The 13,932-nt window shown below is 64.7% G+C and carries 16 protein-coding genes; 11 read left to right on the forward strand and 5 right to left on the reverse strand.

The window, feature by feature from the left end; genetic code table 11:
- Positions 1–25 precede the first annotated feature (25 nt).
- Positions 26–538 (reverse strand): crossover junction endodeoxyribonuclease RuvC, encoded by a 513-nt coding sequence (gene ruvC, locus EOD29_RS16505; protein ID WP_067001770.1) that lies wholly within the window; start codon positions 536–538, stop codon positions 26–28.
- Positions 539–746: 208 nt separating this feature from the next.
- A complete protein-coding gene (locus EOD29_RS16510; RefSeq protein ID WP_095824088.1) occupies positions 747–1,277 on the reverse strand; it encodes a DUF1465 family protein in 531 nt (176 codons plus the stop codon).
- Positions 1,278–1,801: 524 nt separating this feature from the next.
- On the opposite strand from EOD29_RS16510, the gene EOD29_RS16515 reads away from it, so the two are divergent.
- Positions 1,802–2,353: a DUF2269 family protein gene (locus EOD29_RS16515; RefSeq protein ID WP_067319698.1), complete on the forward strand. Its 552-nt coding sequence runs from the start codon at positions 1,802–1,804 to the stop codon at positions 2,351–2,353.
- 40 nt (positions 2,354–2,393) lie between these two features.
- On the opposite strand, the gene EOD29_RS16520 is transcribed toward EOD29_RS16515, so the two are convergent.
- Positions 2,394–3,164, reverse strand: coding sequence for a sulfite exporter TauE/SafE family protein (locus tag EOD29_RS16520; protein WP_127247219.1), 771 nt, complete (start codon positions 3,162–3,164; stop codon positions 2,394–2,396).
- Between the two features lie 194 nt (positions 3,165–3,358).
- On the opposite strand from EOD29_RS16520, the gene EOD29_RS16525 reads away from it, so the two are divergent.
- Positions 3,359–3,817, forward strand: a complete 459-nt coding sequence (locus EOD29_RS16525; protein WP_127247220.1) for a GNAT family N-acetyltransferase — start codon at positions 3,359–3,361, stop codon at positions 3,815–3,817.
- A 30-nt stretch (positions 3,818–3,847) separates the two neighbouring features.
- Here EOD29_RS16525 and EOD29_RS16530 read toward each other — a convergent pair whose 3' ends face one another.
- Positions 3,848–4,576 (reverse strand): class I SAM-dependent methyltransferase, encoded by a 729-nt coding sequence (locus EOD29_RS16530; protein ID WP_127247221.1) that lies wholly within the window; start codon positions 4,574–4,576, stop codon positions 3,848–3,850.
- 225 nt (positions 4,577–4,801) lie between these two features.
- Here EOD29_RS16530 and EOD29_RS16535 point away from each other — a divergent pair, with 225 nt between their 5' ends.
- The 8 genes from EOD29_RS16535 (at position 4,802) to EOD29_RS16570 (ending at position 11,851) form a co-directional block, all read left to right on the forward strand.
- The gene (locus EOD29_RS16535; RefSeq protein WP_127247222.1) at positions 4,802–5,449 is read left to right on the forward strand and encodes a thiamine phosphate synthase; all 648 of its coding nucleotides are present in this window, start codon (positions 4,802–4,804) and stop codon (positions 5,447–5,449) included.
- A 175-nt stretch (positions 5,450–5,624) separates the two neighbouring features.
- Positions 5,625–6,611, forward strand: coding sequence for a tetratricopeptide repeat protein (locus tag EOD29_RS16540; protein ID WP_095799966.1), 987 nt, complete (start codon positions 5,625–5,627; stop codon positions 6,609–6,611).
- Positions 6,612–6,742: 131 nt separating this feature from the next.
- On the forward strand, positions 6,743–7,309 hold the full coding sequence (gene efp / locus EOD29_RS16545; protein WP_127247223.1) for an elongation factor P: 567 nt from the start codon (positions 6,743–6,745) through the stop codon (positions 7,307–7,309).
- A gap of 25 nt (positions 7,310–7,334) precedes the next feature.
- The gene (locus EOD29_RS16550; protein ID WP_067319472.1) at positions 7,335–8,135 is read left to right on the forward strand and encodes an inositol monophosphatase family protein; all 801 of its coding nucleotides are present in this window, start codon (positions 7,335–7,337) and stop codon (positions 8,133–8,135) included.
- A 194-nt stretch (positions 8,136–8,329) separates the two neighbouring features.
- Positions 8,330–9,022: a hemolysin III family protein gene (locus EOD29_RS16555; RefSeq protein WP_164750576.1), complete on the forward strand. Its 693-nt coding sequence runs from the start codon at positions 8,330–8,332 to the stop codon at positions 9,020–9,022.
- A 105-nt stretch (positions 9,023–9,127) separates the two neighbouring features.
- Positions 9,128–10,147 carry a MotA/TolQ/ExbB proton channel family protein gene (locus tag EOD29_RS16560; RefSeq protein WP_067319476.1) on the forward strand — a complete coding sequence of 340 codons (1,020 nt, stop codon included), beginning with the start codon at positions 9,128–9,130 and terminating at the stop codon, positions 10,145–10,147.
- Position 10,148: 1 nt separating this feature from the next.
- The gene (locus EOD29_RS16565; protein WP_067319478.1) at positions 10,149–11,177 is read left to right on the forward strand and encodes a peptidoglycan -binding protein; all 1,029 of its coding nucleotides are present in this window, start codon (positions 10,149–10,151) and stop codon (positions 11,175–11,177) included.
- A 248-nt stretch (positions 11,178–11,425) separates the two neighbouring features.
- On the forward strand, positions 11,426–11,851 hold the full coding sequence (locus EOD29_RS16570) for a hypothetical protein (RefSeq protein ID WP_067001742.1): 426 nt from the start codon (positions 11,426–11,428) through the stop codon (positions 11,849–11,851).
- Positions 11,852–11,939: 88 nt separating this feature from the next.
- On the opposite strand, the gene EOD29_RS16575 is transcribed toward EOD29_RS16570, so the two are convergent.
- Positions 11,940–12,293: a DUF1304 domain-containing protein gene (locus tag EOD29_RS16575; protein ID WP_067001740.1), complete on the reverse strand. Its 354-nt coding sequence runs from the start codon at positions 12,291–12,293 to the stop codon at positions 11,940–11,942.
- 148 nt (positions 12,294–12,441) lie between these two features.
- On the opposite strand from EOD29_RS16575, the gene EOD29_RS16580 reads away from it, so the two are divergent.
- Positions 12,442–13,926 carry a carboxypeptidase M32 gene (locus tag EOD29_RS16580; RefSeq protein ID WP_127247224.1) on the forward strand — a complete coding sequence of 495 codons (1,485 nt, stop codon included), beginning with the start codon at positions 12,442–12,444 and terminating at the stop codon, positions 13,924–13,926.
- Positions 13,927–13,932 lie beyond the last annotated feature (6 nt).

Genomic DNA, 13,932 nt, shown 5'->3' on the forward strand with positions numbered 1-13,932 from the left:
CGCAAATGAGAACAAGTCAAGAACACTACCCGGCCAGCGCCGCCATTCGGTAGGCGACGCTTTGACGGTGATGCGCATGACATATGGCGATGGCCAGGGCATCGGCGGCATCGTCGGTCTCGAACACCGCTTTCGGCATCAACACTTTCACCATCATATGGATCTGCTTCTTCTCGCCGTGACCGACGCCGATCACCGCCTTCTTGACCGCGTTGGGCGCGTATTCCGCGACCGCCAGCCCGGCGCGCGCCGGCACCAGCATGGCGATGCCGCGCGCCTGGCCGAGCTTCAGCGTCGCTGTGGCATCCTTGTTGACGAAGGTCTGCTCGATCGCCGCCTCGTGCGGCATGGCCTGGTGCAGCACCTCGGCGAGCCCATCATGCAATTGGCAGAGCCTTGTTGCGAGCGGCGCCTTGTCGTCGGAACGCACGGTGCCGGAGGCGACGAAGCGCAGCGAATTGCCGAGGCTCTCGACGATGCCCCAGCCGGTGCGCCTCAGGCCCGGATCGATGCCGATGATGCGAATCGCTTCCCCCATGCGCCAAGTCTAACCGCGGCGCATGGCGATGCCAGTGAATTGTGAACAAACCAGAAACAGCCTGTGCAGGGCGGGGTGCTTCAGAATTCGGTCCGATGAGTCATATGGCGGCGTTTTCAAGAACCGGTGCGGAGCGTGCTTTGGTACGCGAGGACCGGACGCGCAAAAAACGGCGCCAGATGGCCATCAGAGCGTGCGGAGCAGCCTGTTAGCCGCGGGCGAAGGCCGTGTTCAGCAAGCTGATCTGATCGGAGACCGGGTTGGCGCGGCGGGTGGCGGCCGGCGTGTCGTTCATGGCGCCGCCGTAGATCTCCTCGTCCATGCGCTTCACCAGCGCCTGCAGGCGCAGCGACCGGCTCACCAGGTCCAGGAAGTCCTTTGGCAATTCGCTCCAGCCCAGCGCCTCGTCATGCGCGGAGGCGGTATCGAGCCGCACCTTGGATTTTTCCGAGGCGACCTGGTCGCGGGTCATCTCGCCGGAATTGGCCGCGCGCTGCAAAAGCAGCCAGGAGGCGACCTGCATCAGCCTCGTGGTAAGACGCATCGATTCGGCCGCATAGAGCGTCGCCGCCGTGCGCGACAGCTTCTTGGCTTCGAGCCTGCCCTTGCCGTCAAGATATTCGGCCGCCTGTTCGACCAGGCCCATGCCCTCCTGGTAAAGTGGCTTGAAGGACTGGGAGAAAACCCGGCGTTCCGCGAGCTTTATGGTTTTCGCGCTGCCTTTCGAAGGCTCGTTCATCGATACGCCCCTGCACTGCCGCAAGCCGATTCGGCATCCTTGCCGATACGTCCTGCACCCTTAAACGACTGAGGCTTGAAAATGCGCTTCGATGCCCATGAAGGCAAGCGCATGTTTAACAAACGGTTAACGCCGAGGCGCGTTGTCCGCCGGCGGCCAACGAGCAAAAAAAGAGCCGCGGATAAGGCGGCTCTCAGGAGTTTAACAGGGAGGCGTCAAACAAAGTGGCTCCAACCACTCGGTAAGAATCCAGACAAACTGGATGGGTCCTAGTAAACGCCTGTAAAGCTTAATGAAGGCTTAACGCCGTGCGGAATTTTCAAGCGAACGGACTTTTCCTGTGCCGGAACGGGACGGCCCGGCTCCCTCCCGCGCCATCCAGCCCTGGATGCATATGGCGGCGCCGAAACATCGGTCCCGCCGCCGCGACATCGTTTCGAAACACGCTCCGCGCTAAACGCCCGCTCCTCTCAATGGCTGGCGCAGTCGACGCCGTCACCGATCAAGAAATGCAGGAGCACACCATGGACTGGTATTCGATCGTCAAATTCCTTCACGTCGTCTCGGCCATCCTGTGGGTCGGCGGCGGCTTCGTCCTGTTCCTGCTCGGCGTGCTCGCCGAGCGCGCCGGCAACATCCAGGACAAGCTGCAAGCGATGCGGGCGAGCGGCGAGCTTGGCGGCCGCTTCTTCGCGCCGATGTCGATGCTCACCCTGATTTTCGGCCTGATCATGTGCGGCTTCTGGGTCGGCTTTTCCGACCTGTGGATCATCATCGGCCTTGTCGGCTACGCCACGACCTTCTCGATCGGCATGCTCGTTTTCAAGCCGACCGGCGAGCGGATGGGCGCCATGGTCGCCAACGAAGGCGTGACGCCGGCGGTTCTCGCCATCGGCCAGCGCATGATGCGCTGGGCGCGTTTCGACTACGCGGTGATGCTGGTGATCATCGCCGACATGGTGCTGAAGCCTACGCTTCACGACATCGGCATCCTCGCCGGCATGGTGCTGGTGATCGCGTCCGGCGCAGCGCTTGCGCTTGGCGGCGGCCGCCAGCTGGTGCCGAGCGCCGCTTAATCCTTCTGTAGCGGGCGGCGCCGGTGCGCCGCCCTGCCCGTTAAATCAGGCCGGCAATACCGTCCCAGAGCAGCTTGAGCGCCACCACCGCCACCGTCGCGTATGTGAACGGGTAAAACACCTCCGGCCGCATGCGGCGCACCAGCCAGGCGCCGGCGATGGTGGAAAGCGGCGCCAGCGGCATCAGCGCAAACGATGCGGTGAGATTGGTGCTGTCGAACTGGCCAAGCGCGAAATAGGGAATGAGCTTCAGCGCGTTGGTAGCGGCGAAGAAGATCGCCGCCGTCCCTGACAGCACCTTCGGGTCGAGCCGGATTGGCAGCGCGTAGACCTGGAAGGGCGGGCCGCCGACATGGGCGACGAAGCTGGTGAAGCCCGCAACGATGCCCCAGAACGCCGCCGCGATGCGGTTCGGCTCCACCTCGTGGTCGGCGCCGTGGCGAAACTGCAGATAGATCCAGCGCAGGACGAAGACCAGCGCGACCGCGCCGACGATCAGCCGCACCATTTCCTCCGTCACCAGGGCCGCCGTCAGCCAGCCGAGGCCGATGCCGATGACGGCGCCGGGCATCATGTCGACCAGCATCTTGCGATCATAGACGCCCCACCATGTCCACACCGAAACGATGTCCATCAGGCAAAGGATCGGCAGCAGGATGGCCGCCGCCTGCACCGGCGGGATGGCCAGCGCCATCAGCGGCACGCCGACGAAGCCCACGGCGCCGCCGAAGCCCCCCTTCGACAGGCCGACGAGGATGACCGCCGGAATGGCGGCGGCATAGAACCAGGGATCGCTGAGCAGGCCTGACATGGGAAATACGGGGACAAGAAACGGCTGGAGGATGGCGGGAGACTTGCAATAGACCACAAAGCGAAAGACCGCGATAGCCGAAGCGCGCCCGTCAGCCGGTCGGCGCGCGATCAACTGTCCGTAATCCGGCCTGCCGAGTTTGCGGCTGGCGGCGGGCCATGCATAAGGTCACCCGCCCAGCATGAGGTTTGACGATGAGCCAAGTCCTGATCCGCCGCGCGGAAAAAGCCGATCTTGCGGCGATCGTCGCGATGCTTGCCGATGACGCGCTTGGCCGCGCCCGCGAGAATGCAAGCGTGCCTTTGGCGCAAGCCTATCAGGACGCCTTCGCGGCCATAGACGGCAACCCGAACCATTTCCTGGCGGTGATGACGGACGGCGCCGAAGTCATCGGCACCTTGCAGATCAGTTTTATCCCAGGCCTGTCGTTGCAGGGCGCTTGGCGCGGCCAGATCGAGGCGGTGCGCGTCGCGGCGAGCCGGCGCGGAGAGGGGCTCGGGCATAGCCTGCTGGAATGGGCGATCGAAAGATGCCGCGAGCGCGGCTGCAGGGTGGTGCAACTGACGACCAACAAGAGCCGGCTCGACGCGCACCGCTTCTACGAACGGGTCGGGTTCAAGGCGAGCCACATCGGCTACAAGCTGGATCTTTGACGCACCCGCACCGGCGATGCCGGCGACCTCTCATCGCCGCGCCTGAACCAGAAGAAACATCGGCCGCTCGACCTCTTTGGCCAGTTCAGGCCTGGCGGCGATCTGCCCTTCAGTTGGACAGAATTCCTCCACGCGGCCGATGGTGAACCCGGCCTGGATCAGGTTGTTGAGCGTGGTGCCGAGTGTGCGGTGGTGCTTCACCACGCCCTCGGAGAACCAGTCGGTCGTGCGCGGCCCTTCCACCAGATACTGATCGACGGGCCAGACGTTCCTTCCTGCGGCGTCCACGGACCAGCCCGGATTGCTTGGAGCCATGAAGATCGGATGCTCCGTCGAGAAGACGAAGAACCCGCCAGGGACCAGGGCCTGGTAAACCGTCGCGAACAGCCGCGCGGCATCGCTGACATAATGCAGGGCAAGCGAGCTATAGGCGAGGTCGAAGCGCGCCTTCGGCAGGCTCAGCTCGTCGAGGTCGACGCGCTCATAGGCTATGGCTTCGTCGGAGCCGGCGGCGCGTGCTCGGGCGAGCATCCTTTCCGACAGGTCGAGGCCCAGAACCTGCTTGGCTCCGTGCGCCCGCGCCCAGCGGCAGAACCAGCCGAAGCCGCAACCGAGATCGACGATGCTTAGACCACCCACCTTCGGCAGCATGGCGCGCAGAACCGGCCACTCGGGCGCGCCGTCCAACCCTTCCACCGAACGATGCAGACGGCTGTAGCCTTCGAAGAAATCGGCCTTGTCGTAGATATTTTGCGCCATGCTCTTCCCGTGCTTTCGCTTGCTAACCTAGCGGTCGTTTCGTTAGCGTCCATCAGCAGCTTCAACAGGCCGTCTGTCAGTCCTTGAAGATTGCGCAAGCCGCTGCTGCCGCGACGCTTTTCAGCGGCGATCTTCGCCCGCCTCCTGTTCAAGCCGGACGCTTTGCTCTATGCCGCAATGCCACCATGTTCGCCCGGCATAGGCGAAAACCGGGATCGAAGACCGATGAATGAAGCAACCCCGCCCAATCGCTGCCGAATCGTGCTGATCGCGCCGCCGCTTGTGACTCCCGAGCACATCTGCACCGCCTTCGACGGCGGCGACGTCGCCTCGCTGATCCTGCCCGAAAACGGCATGGATGACGCCGCCTTCCAGGCCTTCGCCGAGAAGATCGTGCCGATCGCGCAGGCCGCCGGCGTCGCCGTCATCATCGCCGGCGACAGCCGCATCGCCGGCCGCGTCCATGCCGATGGCATCCATGTCGAGGCAAACCGCCAGGAACTGGCCGAAACGATTGAGCGCTTGGCCGACAGGATGATGGTCGGCGCGGGCGGCGCCAAGACCCGCGACGAGGCGCTGGAGCTCGGCGAGGAGCGGCCCGACTACATGTTCTTCGGCCGCTTCGGCTATGACAACAAGCCCGAGCCGCACCACCGCAATCTCGCTCTCGGTGAATGGTGGGCGCAGATGATCCAGATTCCTTGCATCGTCATGGCCGGCTCCGAGCTTGCGTCGGTGGAAACGGTAGCAGCCACCGGCGCCGAGTTCGTGGCGCTCTCCAGCGCCGTCTTCGCCGACGGACTCGATCCGCACGCGGCGGTCGCCGCGGCCAACGCGCTGCTCGACCAAATCGCGCCGCGCTTCGAGGACTGACGTGCGCTGGCCCCGGCTTTCCTTCGCGGCGTTGGCCGCTGCCTTGACGATCCAGGCGGCCGCTGCGCTGGCCGCCGAGACCCCGCCGGTGCCGCAGCCCAGACCGGACACGACCACACCCGACACGGGCGCGCCGGATACAAGCGCCCCTGCTAGCGGCGCCTCGAATACAAGCATTCCGAATTTAAGCGCCCCAAATACCGGCGCCCCGAATGCTGCCGCCCCGAATACTGGCGCGGCCCATGCCGATAAGCCGATCGAAACACCGCTGCCACAGCCGGCAACGCTTCAACCGCCATCGGCCGATACCATCAATCCCGATCGCTTCGGCGCCAAGCTCCCCGACGCCGCCTACGGCGCCTTCCAGCGCGGCCTCTATAAGACCGCCTACAACCTTGCCATGGTGCGGGCCAAGAACGGCGACCCCGCGGCGCAGACACTGGTCGCCGAGATCCTGTCGCGTGGGCTGGGCGTGCCACTCAACGCGGCAGAGGCCGCGAAATGGTATGGGCTCGCCGCCGAGCAGGGCGTGCCGGAGGCGCAGTTCCAATATGCGCTGATGCTGCTCGACGGACGCTATGTGAAGAAGGACGCCAAGGAAGCCTATGCGCTGATGCAGGCCGCCGCCGAGGCGGGCAACCGCCTGGCCCAGTTCAACTTCGCCCAATTGCTCGTCCAGCAGGATCCGGGCGATGCCGGCATCGCCAAGGCGGCTGTGTATTATGAGCGCGCCGCCAGTACCGGCCTTGCCGACGCCGAATATGCGATGGCGCAAATCTACGCCAACGGCGCCGGCGGCAAACCGCGCGACGACGCCAAGGCACGCACCCTGCTGGCGCAGGCCGCCCGGCAGAACTACGACACCGCGCAACTTGACCTCGCCGCATGGATGATCGAGGGGCGCGGCGGCGATCGCGACCTGAAATCGGGCTTTGCCTGGATGAGGCGCGCGGCCGAAGGCGGCAATGTCGCCGCCCAGAACCGCCTCGCCAAACTCTATATGGGCGGCATCGGTACCGACCCCGATCTGATCCTGGCCGGAGCCTGGTATATCGTCGCCCGGCGCGCCGGGTTGATCGACCCGCAGATGGACGATTTCCTGCAGGGCCTCGACGACGGTCAGACCAAGCAGGCGCTGCAGAGGGCGAACCGGCTGCCCTGAAAAGACGGCTCACGGCAGCGGCCATCTCCATGAGCGTTCGCGACGCCTCCCTTGCCACTCAATGCGATTTGTGGTCTTGGAGGCGCCAAAGCGCGCTCCGCGCCAAAAATCTCATTCCGGATCAGTTCAACATGGCCAAGATCAGTGGCAGCGAAATCCGTCCCGGCTATGTCATCGAGCATGACGGCGGCCTCTGGGTCGCGGTCAAGACCAACACCGTGAAGCCCGGCAAGGGCGGCGCCTACAACCAGGTCGAGCTGAAGAACCTGATCAACGGCACCAAGCTCAACGAGCGCTTCCGCTCGGCCGAGACCGTCGAGCAGATCCGGCTGGAGATGAAGGATTTCTCCTTCCTCTACGAGCAGGGCGACGCGCTGGTTTTCATGGACACCGAAAGCTACGAGCAGCTCGAACTGAACAAGGATTTCGTCGGCGAGCGCGCCGCCTTCCTGCAGGACGGCATGATGGTCACGGTCCAGCTCTACGAGGAGCGGCCGATCGGCATCTCGCTGCCCGACCAGGTGACGCTGACCATCACCGAGGCCGACCCCGTGGTGAAGGGCCAGACGGCGGCGTCCTCTTGCAAGCCTGCAGTGCTGGAAAACGGTGTCCGCGTCCTGGTGCCGCCCTTCATCTCGGCCGGCGAGCGCATCATCGTCGACACCAACGAGATCACTTACGTGCGTCGCGCAGAATAAAACGGCCAACACAGGAAGAAGAAGAATGGCGCGTTCCGCTCTCCTCAACGTCATGGTCCAGGCCGCGATGAAGGCCGGCCGGTCGCTGTCGCGCGATTTCGGCGAGGTGCAGAACCTGCAGGTCTCGATGAAGGGGCCTGGCGACTATGTCAGCCAGGCCGACCGCAAGGCCGAAGAGATCGTCTTTACCGAACTGTCGAAGGCGCGGCCGGGCTACGCCTTCCTGATGGAGGAGCGCGGCGCCGTCGACGGCGAGGACGGCCAGCATCGCTGGATCGTCGACCCGCTCGACGGCACGACCAACTTCCTCCACGGCATCCCGCTCTTCGCGGTCTCGATCGCGCTCGAGCGCCAGGGCCAGATCGTCGCCGGTGTCGTCTACAATCCGGCCATGGATGAGCTCTATACCACCGAGCGCGGCGGCGGCGCCTTCATGAACGACCGCCGGCTGCGCGTCGCCGGACGCGCCAAGCTCACCGATGCCGTGATCGGCTGCGGCGTGCCGCATCTTGGGCGCGGCCAGCACGGCAATTTCCTGATCGAGTTGCGCAATGTCATGGCCGAGGTCTCCGGCGTCCGCCGCCTTGGCTCAGCCTCGCTCGATCTCGCCTATGTCGCGGCCGGCCGCATGGACGGGTTTTGGGAAACCGGCCTTTCGGCCTGGGACATCGCCGCCGGCGCCCTGCTCATCCGTGAAGCGGGCGGCTTCGTTTCGGATATGGATGGCGGGCAGGACATGCTGGAGGCCGGCTCCATCGTCGCCGGCAACGAGCTTATCCAACGCGCCCTCTTGAAGACGGTAAAGAAGCCGCTGGCTGCGCGCTGAAGCGCCCCTATCGCATCACCCCGAAATCGGGAATCGATTTCGCTGACCTCCGGTTCGGAACGGATAAGCGCAAATCAAAGGGCTGCAGCCTCCTTTGCGCGTCGAAAGGACGCGCAGCGCGCTCGTCGCAAAACCGCAACCGAAGCTTGAAATACTGATCCGCGACTGCCCAGATTATGGTTGCAGGATCATTCATGAACGACGCTCGCGCAAATACAACGATCGAAATCCCCTTTGTCGGCCGCTGGCACTATTCGCGCGCCGAGATGATCGCCGATGGCATCGTCCATGCTGTGGGCATCGTGCTGGCGATCGCCGCCGGCTCTGCCTTCCTGGCTTTAGCCGCCTTCCATTCCGGCCCGGGTGAGTATGTCGCCGCCGTCTTCTACGTTGTGTCGCTGCTCACCGTGCTGTCGGTATCGCTGGCCTATAATTTGTGGCCGATTTCGTGGCCGGCGAAGTGGATCCTGCGCCGCTTCGACCATGCCGCGATCTATCTGCTGATCGCCGCCACCTACACGCCTTTCCTGGCCCAGCTCCACACGTCCGCGCTTGCCATGCCGATGATCGCTATCGTGTGGAGCGCGGCGGCAATGGGCATCGCCATCAAGATGTTCCTGCCCGGGCGCTACGACCGGCTGGCGATCCTCTTCTATCTCGCCATCGGCTGGAGCGGCGTCGTGCTCGCCGGACCGCTGGCCGCGACGCTGCCGCCTGCCTCCGTCATGCTGCTGGTCGCGGGCGGCATCGTCTATTCATTGGGCGTCATCTTCTTTGCCTGGAAAGGCCTGCGCTTCCACAATGCCGTCTGGCATGGCTTCGTCGTCACCGGCGCCGGGCTGCACCTGGCCGCCATGGTCGACTGTCTGGTCATCAGCCGTTTTTGAAACGACCCGCGCGGGGCGATATTGTCAAGCACCATTCAATTTGGTCACAATTCCGTTTAGAGTCGCGGCAATTCTGCGGCGGGTGGCATCGGAAACGGGGCACGGATGGCTTTTCTCAGATCCTTCGGCAGGCGCTCGGATGTCCTGGTCTACGATCCGCACAAACTGTCGAGCCCGCAGGTCTTCCTGCTCACGATGGTGATCTTCCTGGTCATCGTCGCCTTCATCGCCGCCATCCTCACCCGCCAGATCTCCTCCGCCTTCTCCAGCAATCCCGGCCTCAACGGGCTGATCATCGGCGTGCTCGCCGTCGGCATCCTGCTCGCCTTCGCCCAGGTCGGCCGGCTGTTCAGAGAGGTGCGCTGGGTCAACTCCTTCCGCGCCGGCTCCGAGACCACCGAGCCGGTGCTCCTGGCGCCGATGAAGGCGATGATCGGCCGCTCGTCGACGATCGCCTTCTCGACCTCTTCGATGCGCACCATGCTCGATTCCATCGCCACGCGCCTCGATGAAAGCCGCGACACCTCGCGCTATCTTGTCGGACTGCTGGTGTTTCTCGGCCTGCTCGGCACCTTCTGGGGCCTGCTCAACACCATCGCCTCAATCCGCGAGACGATCGAGGCGCTCGACCCCGGCAGCGGCGATGCCGCCGCCGTGCTCGACGCGCTGAAGCAGGGCCTCTCGGCGCCGCTCGCCGGCATGGGCACGGCCTTCTCGTCCTCGCTGTTCGGCCTGTCCGGCTCGCTGGTGCTCGGCTTTCTCGACCTGCAGGCCGGCCGCGCCCAGACCCGCTTCTACACCGAACTCGAGAACTGGCTGTCCTCGGTCACCGATCTCTCGTCCGATATCGTCGTGTCGGAATCGGCGCGCGCCGAGCCGTCGGAGGAGATCCGCCTGCTGTCGGAACGGCTGCGCAGCCTGCAGGAAAACGGCGGCGGCTCCAACCCGCGCGTCGCCACCGCCATGGCCAACCTCGCGGACGGCATTTCCGGACTGGTCAAGAACATGCGCTCCGAACAGCAGATCATGCGCGACTGGGTCGAGGCGCAGTCGGACGAACAGAAGGCGATGCGCAACACGCTGGAAAAGATCGCTGACGCCCTGAAGAAGACCGGAGTGCACTGACGTGGCGCTGGCAAGGCGGCGCGCCGATCGCCGCATCGACTACTGGCCCGGCTTCGTCGACGCGCTGTCGACGCTTCTGCTCGCCATCATGTTCCTGCTGACGGTCTTCGTGTTGGCGCAATTCCTGCTCAGCCGCGAAATCTCCGGCAAGGACACGGTGCTCAGCCGCCTCAACTCGCAGATCAACGAGCTGACGCAGTTGCTGGCGCTGGAGCGCTCGAACAGCCAGGACAAGGAAGACACGCTCGCCAATCTGCAGGCCTCGCTGTCGGCGGCGGAGGCGGAAAAGAGCCGTCTTCAGCAATTGCTGGAGCAGGGTGCCGGCGCCGGCGACGCGGCCAACAAGCGGGCAGACGCGCTGTCCGGCGAACTCAGCAACCAGCGCCAGATCAGCCAGCAAGCGCTGAGCCAGGTCGAGATCCTCAACCAGCAGATCGCCGCACTGCGCAAGCAGATCGCGGCGCTCGAGGACGCGCTCAACGTGTCCGAGCAGCGCGACCGCGAGTCCAACACCAAGATTGCCGATCTCGGCCGCCGCCTGAACGTGGCGCTGGCGCAGCGCGTTCAGGAGCTCAACCGCTACCGTTCCGATTTCTTCGGCCGACTGCGCGAGATCCTCGCCGACCGCGAGAACATCCGCATCGTCGGCGACCGCTTCGTCTTCCAGTCGGAAGTGCTGTTCCCGACCGGCTCCGACGAGATCAACGATGCCGGCAAGGTCGAGATGAAGAAGCTCGCCGATGCCGTCATCGAGCTGCAGAGGGAAATCCCGCCCGAGATCAGCTGGGTGCTGCGCGTCGATGGCCACACCGACAACAAGCCCTTGTCCGGCACCGGCCGCTATCGCGACAACTGGGAGCTGTCGACCGCCCGTGCGACCTCGGTGGTGAAGTTCCTGATCGAGAACGGCGTGCCGGCGAACCGGCTGGTAGCCGCCGGCTTCGGCGAATTCCAGCCGCTCGATCCGGCCGACACGGATGAGGCGCGCAGCAAGAATCGCCGAATTGAACTGAAGCTCACCGAGCGTTGATCCGGCATCACGCGAACTCACGCGAATTTGTTCGCAGGCTCAACTCTAGCGCGCAGAAGCCCGCCGGCAAGGCCTGAAAACATTATCTTTTTTTAATTACACTCGGCGACTTGGCGGCCCTAATTTGCTGCGCAGGGCCGGGAACCGCCGGCGATGCCTCCCATCGCGACGCGACGGAACCGGACGGCCCACTAGCTCGGAAGCAGAGCGGGATGGCCGCTCCTTCCCCAGCAGGAGGACGCGCCGTCATGCGCGCTTTGACATCTCTCAAGACTGCAACTCTCGCCGCGGTTCTGATTGCCGCTCCGCTCGCCGGCGCCTACGCCGCCGGACATCACAAGGGCGCTCTCGACGCAACCGATCCAACCGACTTCACCGGACCGCGGGTGACCAGCCTGATCGAGCAGGTCCAGGGTGTGGATCAGGGCATCGCCGACGCGCGGCAAGCAAACGACATCTCGGCCTCGGAAGCGCAGCAACTGCATATGCGCGCCGCGCACATCAGCCAGGTGGCCGAGCACGTAGCCGCTTCGGATCACGGCAGGATTCCGGCTGCGCAATATCACGATCTGCTGCGCCGTCTCGACAATGTCGACCAGAAGCTGAGAACCGATACCGGCAGCGGCTTCCTGATGGGCGACGGCGCCGACGGCGGTCACTATCCGAACGGCTGAGCGGTTTCGGTCCGCGACTGCCGTTTCGAGACCAGGAAGGGACGATCTGGCGCCCGAGGGACCTGGCCCGAGGGCGTCCTTTTTTCAGTCACCGGCCGAGCCAAAGCGCGATAATGGCAAGCACCGCAGGCAGCGTCTGGACGAACAGGATCTTGCGGCCGACGGTCGCCCCGCCATAGAGGCCGGCGACGGCAACGCAAAGCAGGAAGAACATCTTGATTTGGAACCCGCCGGTGCCGAGATAGAGCCCCCAGATCAGGCCTGTAGCAAGAAAGCCGTTATAGAGCCCCTGGTTGGCGGCGAGCACTTTCGAGGCGCTGGCGAAGTCCGGCTTGAGGTTGAACGCCTTGTGGCCGCGCGGCGTGTCCCACAGCACCATCTCCAGATAGACGATGTAGCAGTGGATCAGCGCCACCAGCCCGGTCAGGATATTGCCGATCATTGTCCCCTCCGCTCGTTGGCCCCAACCTTTGATCACGCAGCGCTGTTGCAAGGCAAGACAAGCTGATCCGGAACGGGCGGATCAAGGTTGCCAAGCTGCGCGCCTTGGTATCTTTTCGCGCCAACCCCTTTGCAGCCGGAAACCATCCATGTCCTTCCAAAAACTCGATCTACTCGGCCATAGGCTCGAAGCGCTGGAACATGCGCTGGCTATCCTCGGCGCCGACGAGGCGACCCACATGTCGGTTGGCGGCGGCGAGAAGCGCGCCGAGGCGATGTCGGCCCTGGCCGGCATGCTGCACGCCCAGGCTACCGCCCCGGAGATCGGCGACTGGATCGCCGCCGCCGAAGCCGAGCCGCTGAACGACGAGCAGCAGGCTGCGGTGAGGGAACTGCGCCGGCAATATACCAACCTCACCTGCCTGCCGGTCGAATTTGTCGAGCGCCAGACGACGGCACGCATGCGCTCCGAGCAGCTCTGGCGCGACCTGCGCGCCAAGAATGACTGGGCGGGCTTCCTGCCGGCACTGGAAGGCGTCGTGACGCTGGTGCGGGAAGAAGCGGCGCTGCGCGCCGAGGCGCTCGGCCTCGCCCCCTATGACGCGCTGATGGAGCAGTACGATCCCGGCAACCGCGCCGCCGACATCACGCCGGTGTTTGTCGAGCTGAAGGCTTTCCTCAAGGATTTCCTGCCGCATGCGCTGGCGATGCAGGATGCGCGGCTGGCGAAGCACGCGCTCAAGCCGCTCTCCGGCAGCTACGCCGTCGAGAAGCAGCGCGAGCTTGGTCTTGCCATGATGGCGGCGGTCGGCTTCGACCTCACCCATGGCTCGCTGGCGGTATCGCACCATCCCTTCTGCGGCGGCGTGCCGACCGATGTGCGCATCACCACCCGCTACAAGACTTCCGATTTCCTGTCGGCGCTGATGGGAGTGCTGCACGAGACCGGCCACGCGCTTTACGAACAGAATCTGCCGAAAGCCTGGTCGCACTGGCCGCTCGGCAAGGCGCGCGGCATGGCCGTGCATGAGAGCCAGAGCCTGTTCGTGGAGAAGCAGATCGGCCGCAACCCCGCCTTCTGGCGCTGGGCGCTGCCGGTTGTCGAGAAGCATCTCGGCGAAGCCTGGTCGATCGACGACACCCTGCCGCATGTCCATCATGTGGAACGCGGCTTCATCCGAGTCGACGCCGACGAGGTCACCTATCCGCTGCATGTCATCCTGCGTTACGAGCTCGAGCAGGAGCTCGTCTCAGGACGGCTGGAGGCCGCCGACCTGCCGGAGGCCTGGGATGCCAAGATGCGCGACTATCTCGGCCTGTCGACCATCGACGACCCGGCCGACGGGCCGATGCAGGACGTGCACTGGCCGGGCGCCGCCTTCGGCTATTTCCCGTCCTACACCCTGGGCGCCATGATGGCGGCACAGCAGTGGGCCGCCTTGACCAGGGAGCATCCGTCAGCCGACGGAGATCTCGCCAAGGGCGACTTCAGCGCCATCAATGAGTGGCGACGCGCCAAGATCTGGTCGCAGGGCTCGCGCTGGTCGACGCCGGACCTGCTCGAGCGCGCCACCGGCGAGAAGCTCAACGCCGTTTACTTCACCGAGCACCTGCGCAAGCGGTACGGCGACTGATAACGC

Origin of the sequence: Mesorhizobium sp. M1A.T.Ca.IN.004.03.1.1, assembly GCF_003997555.1 — a bacterium.
Taxonomy (GTDB): Bacteria; Pseudomonadota; Alphaproteobacteria; order Rhizobiales; family Rhizobiaceae; genus Mesorhizobium.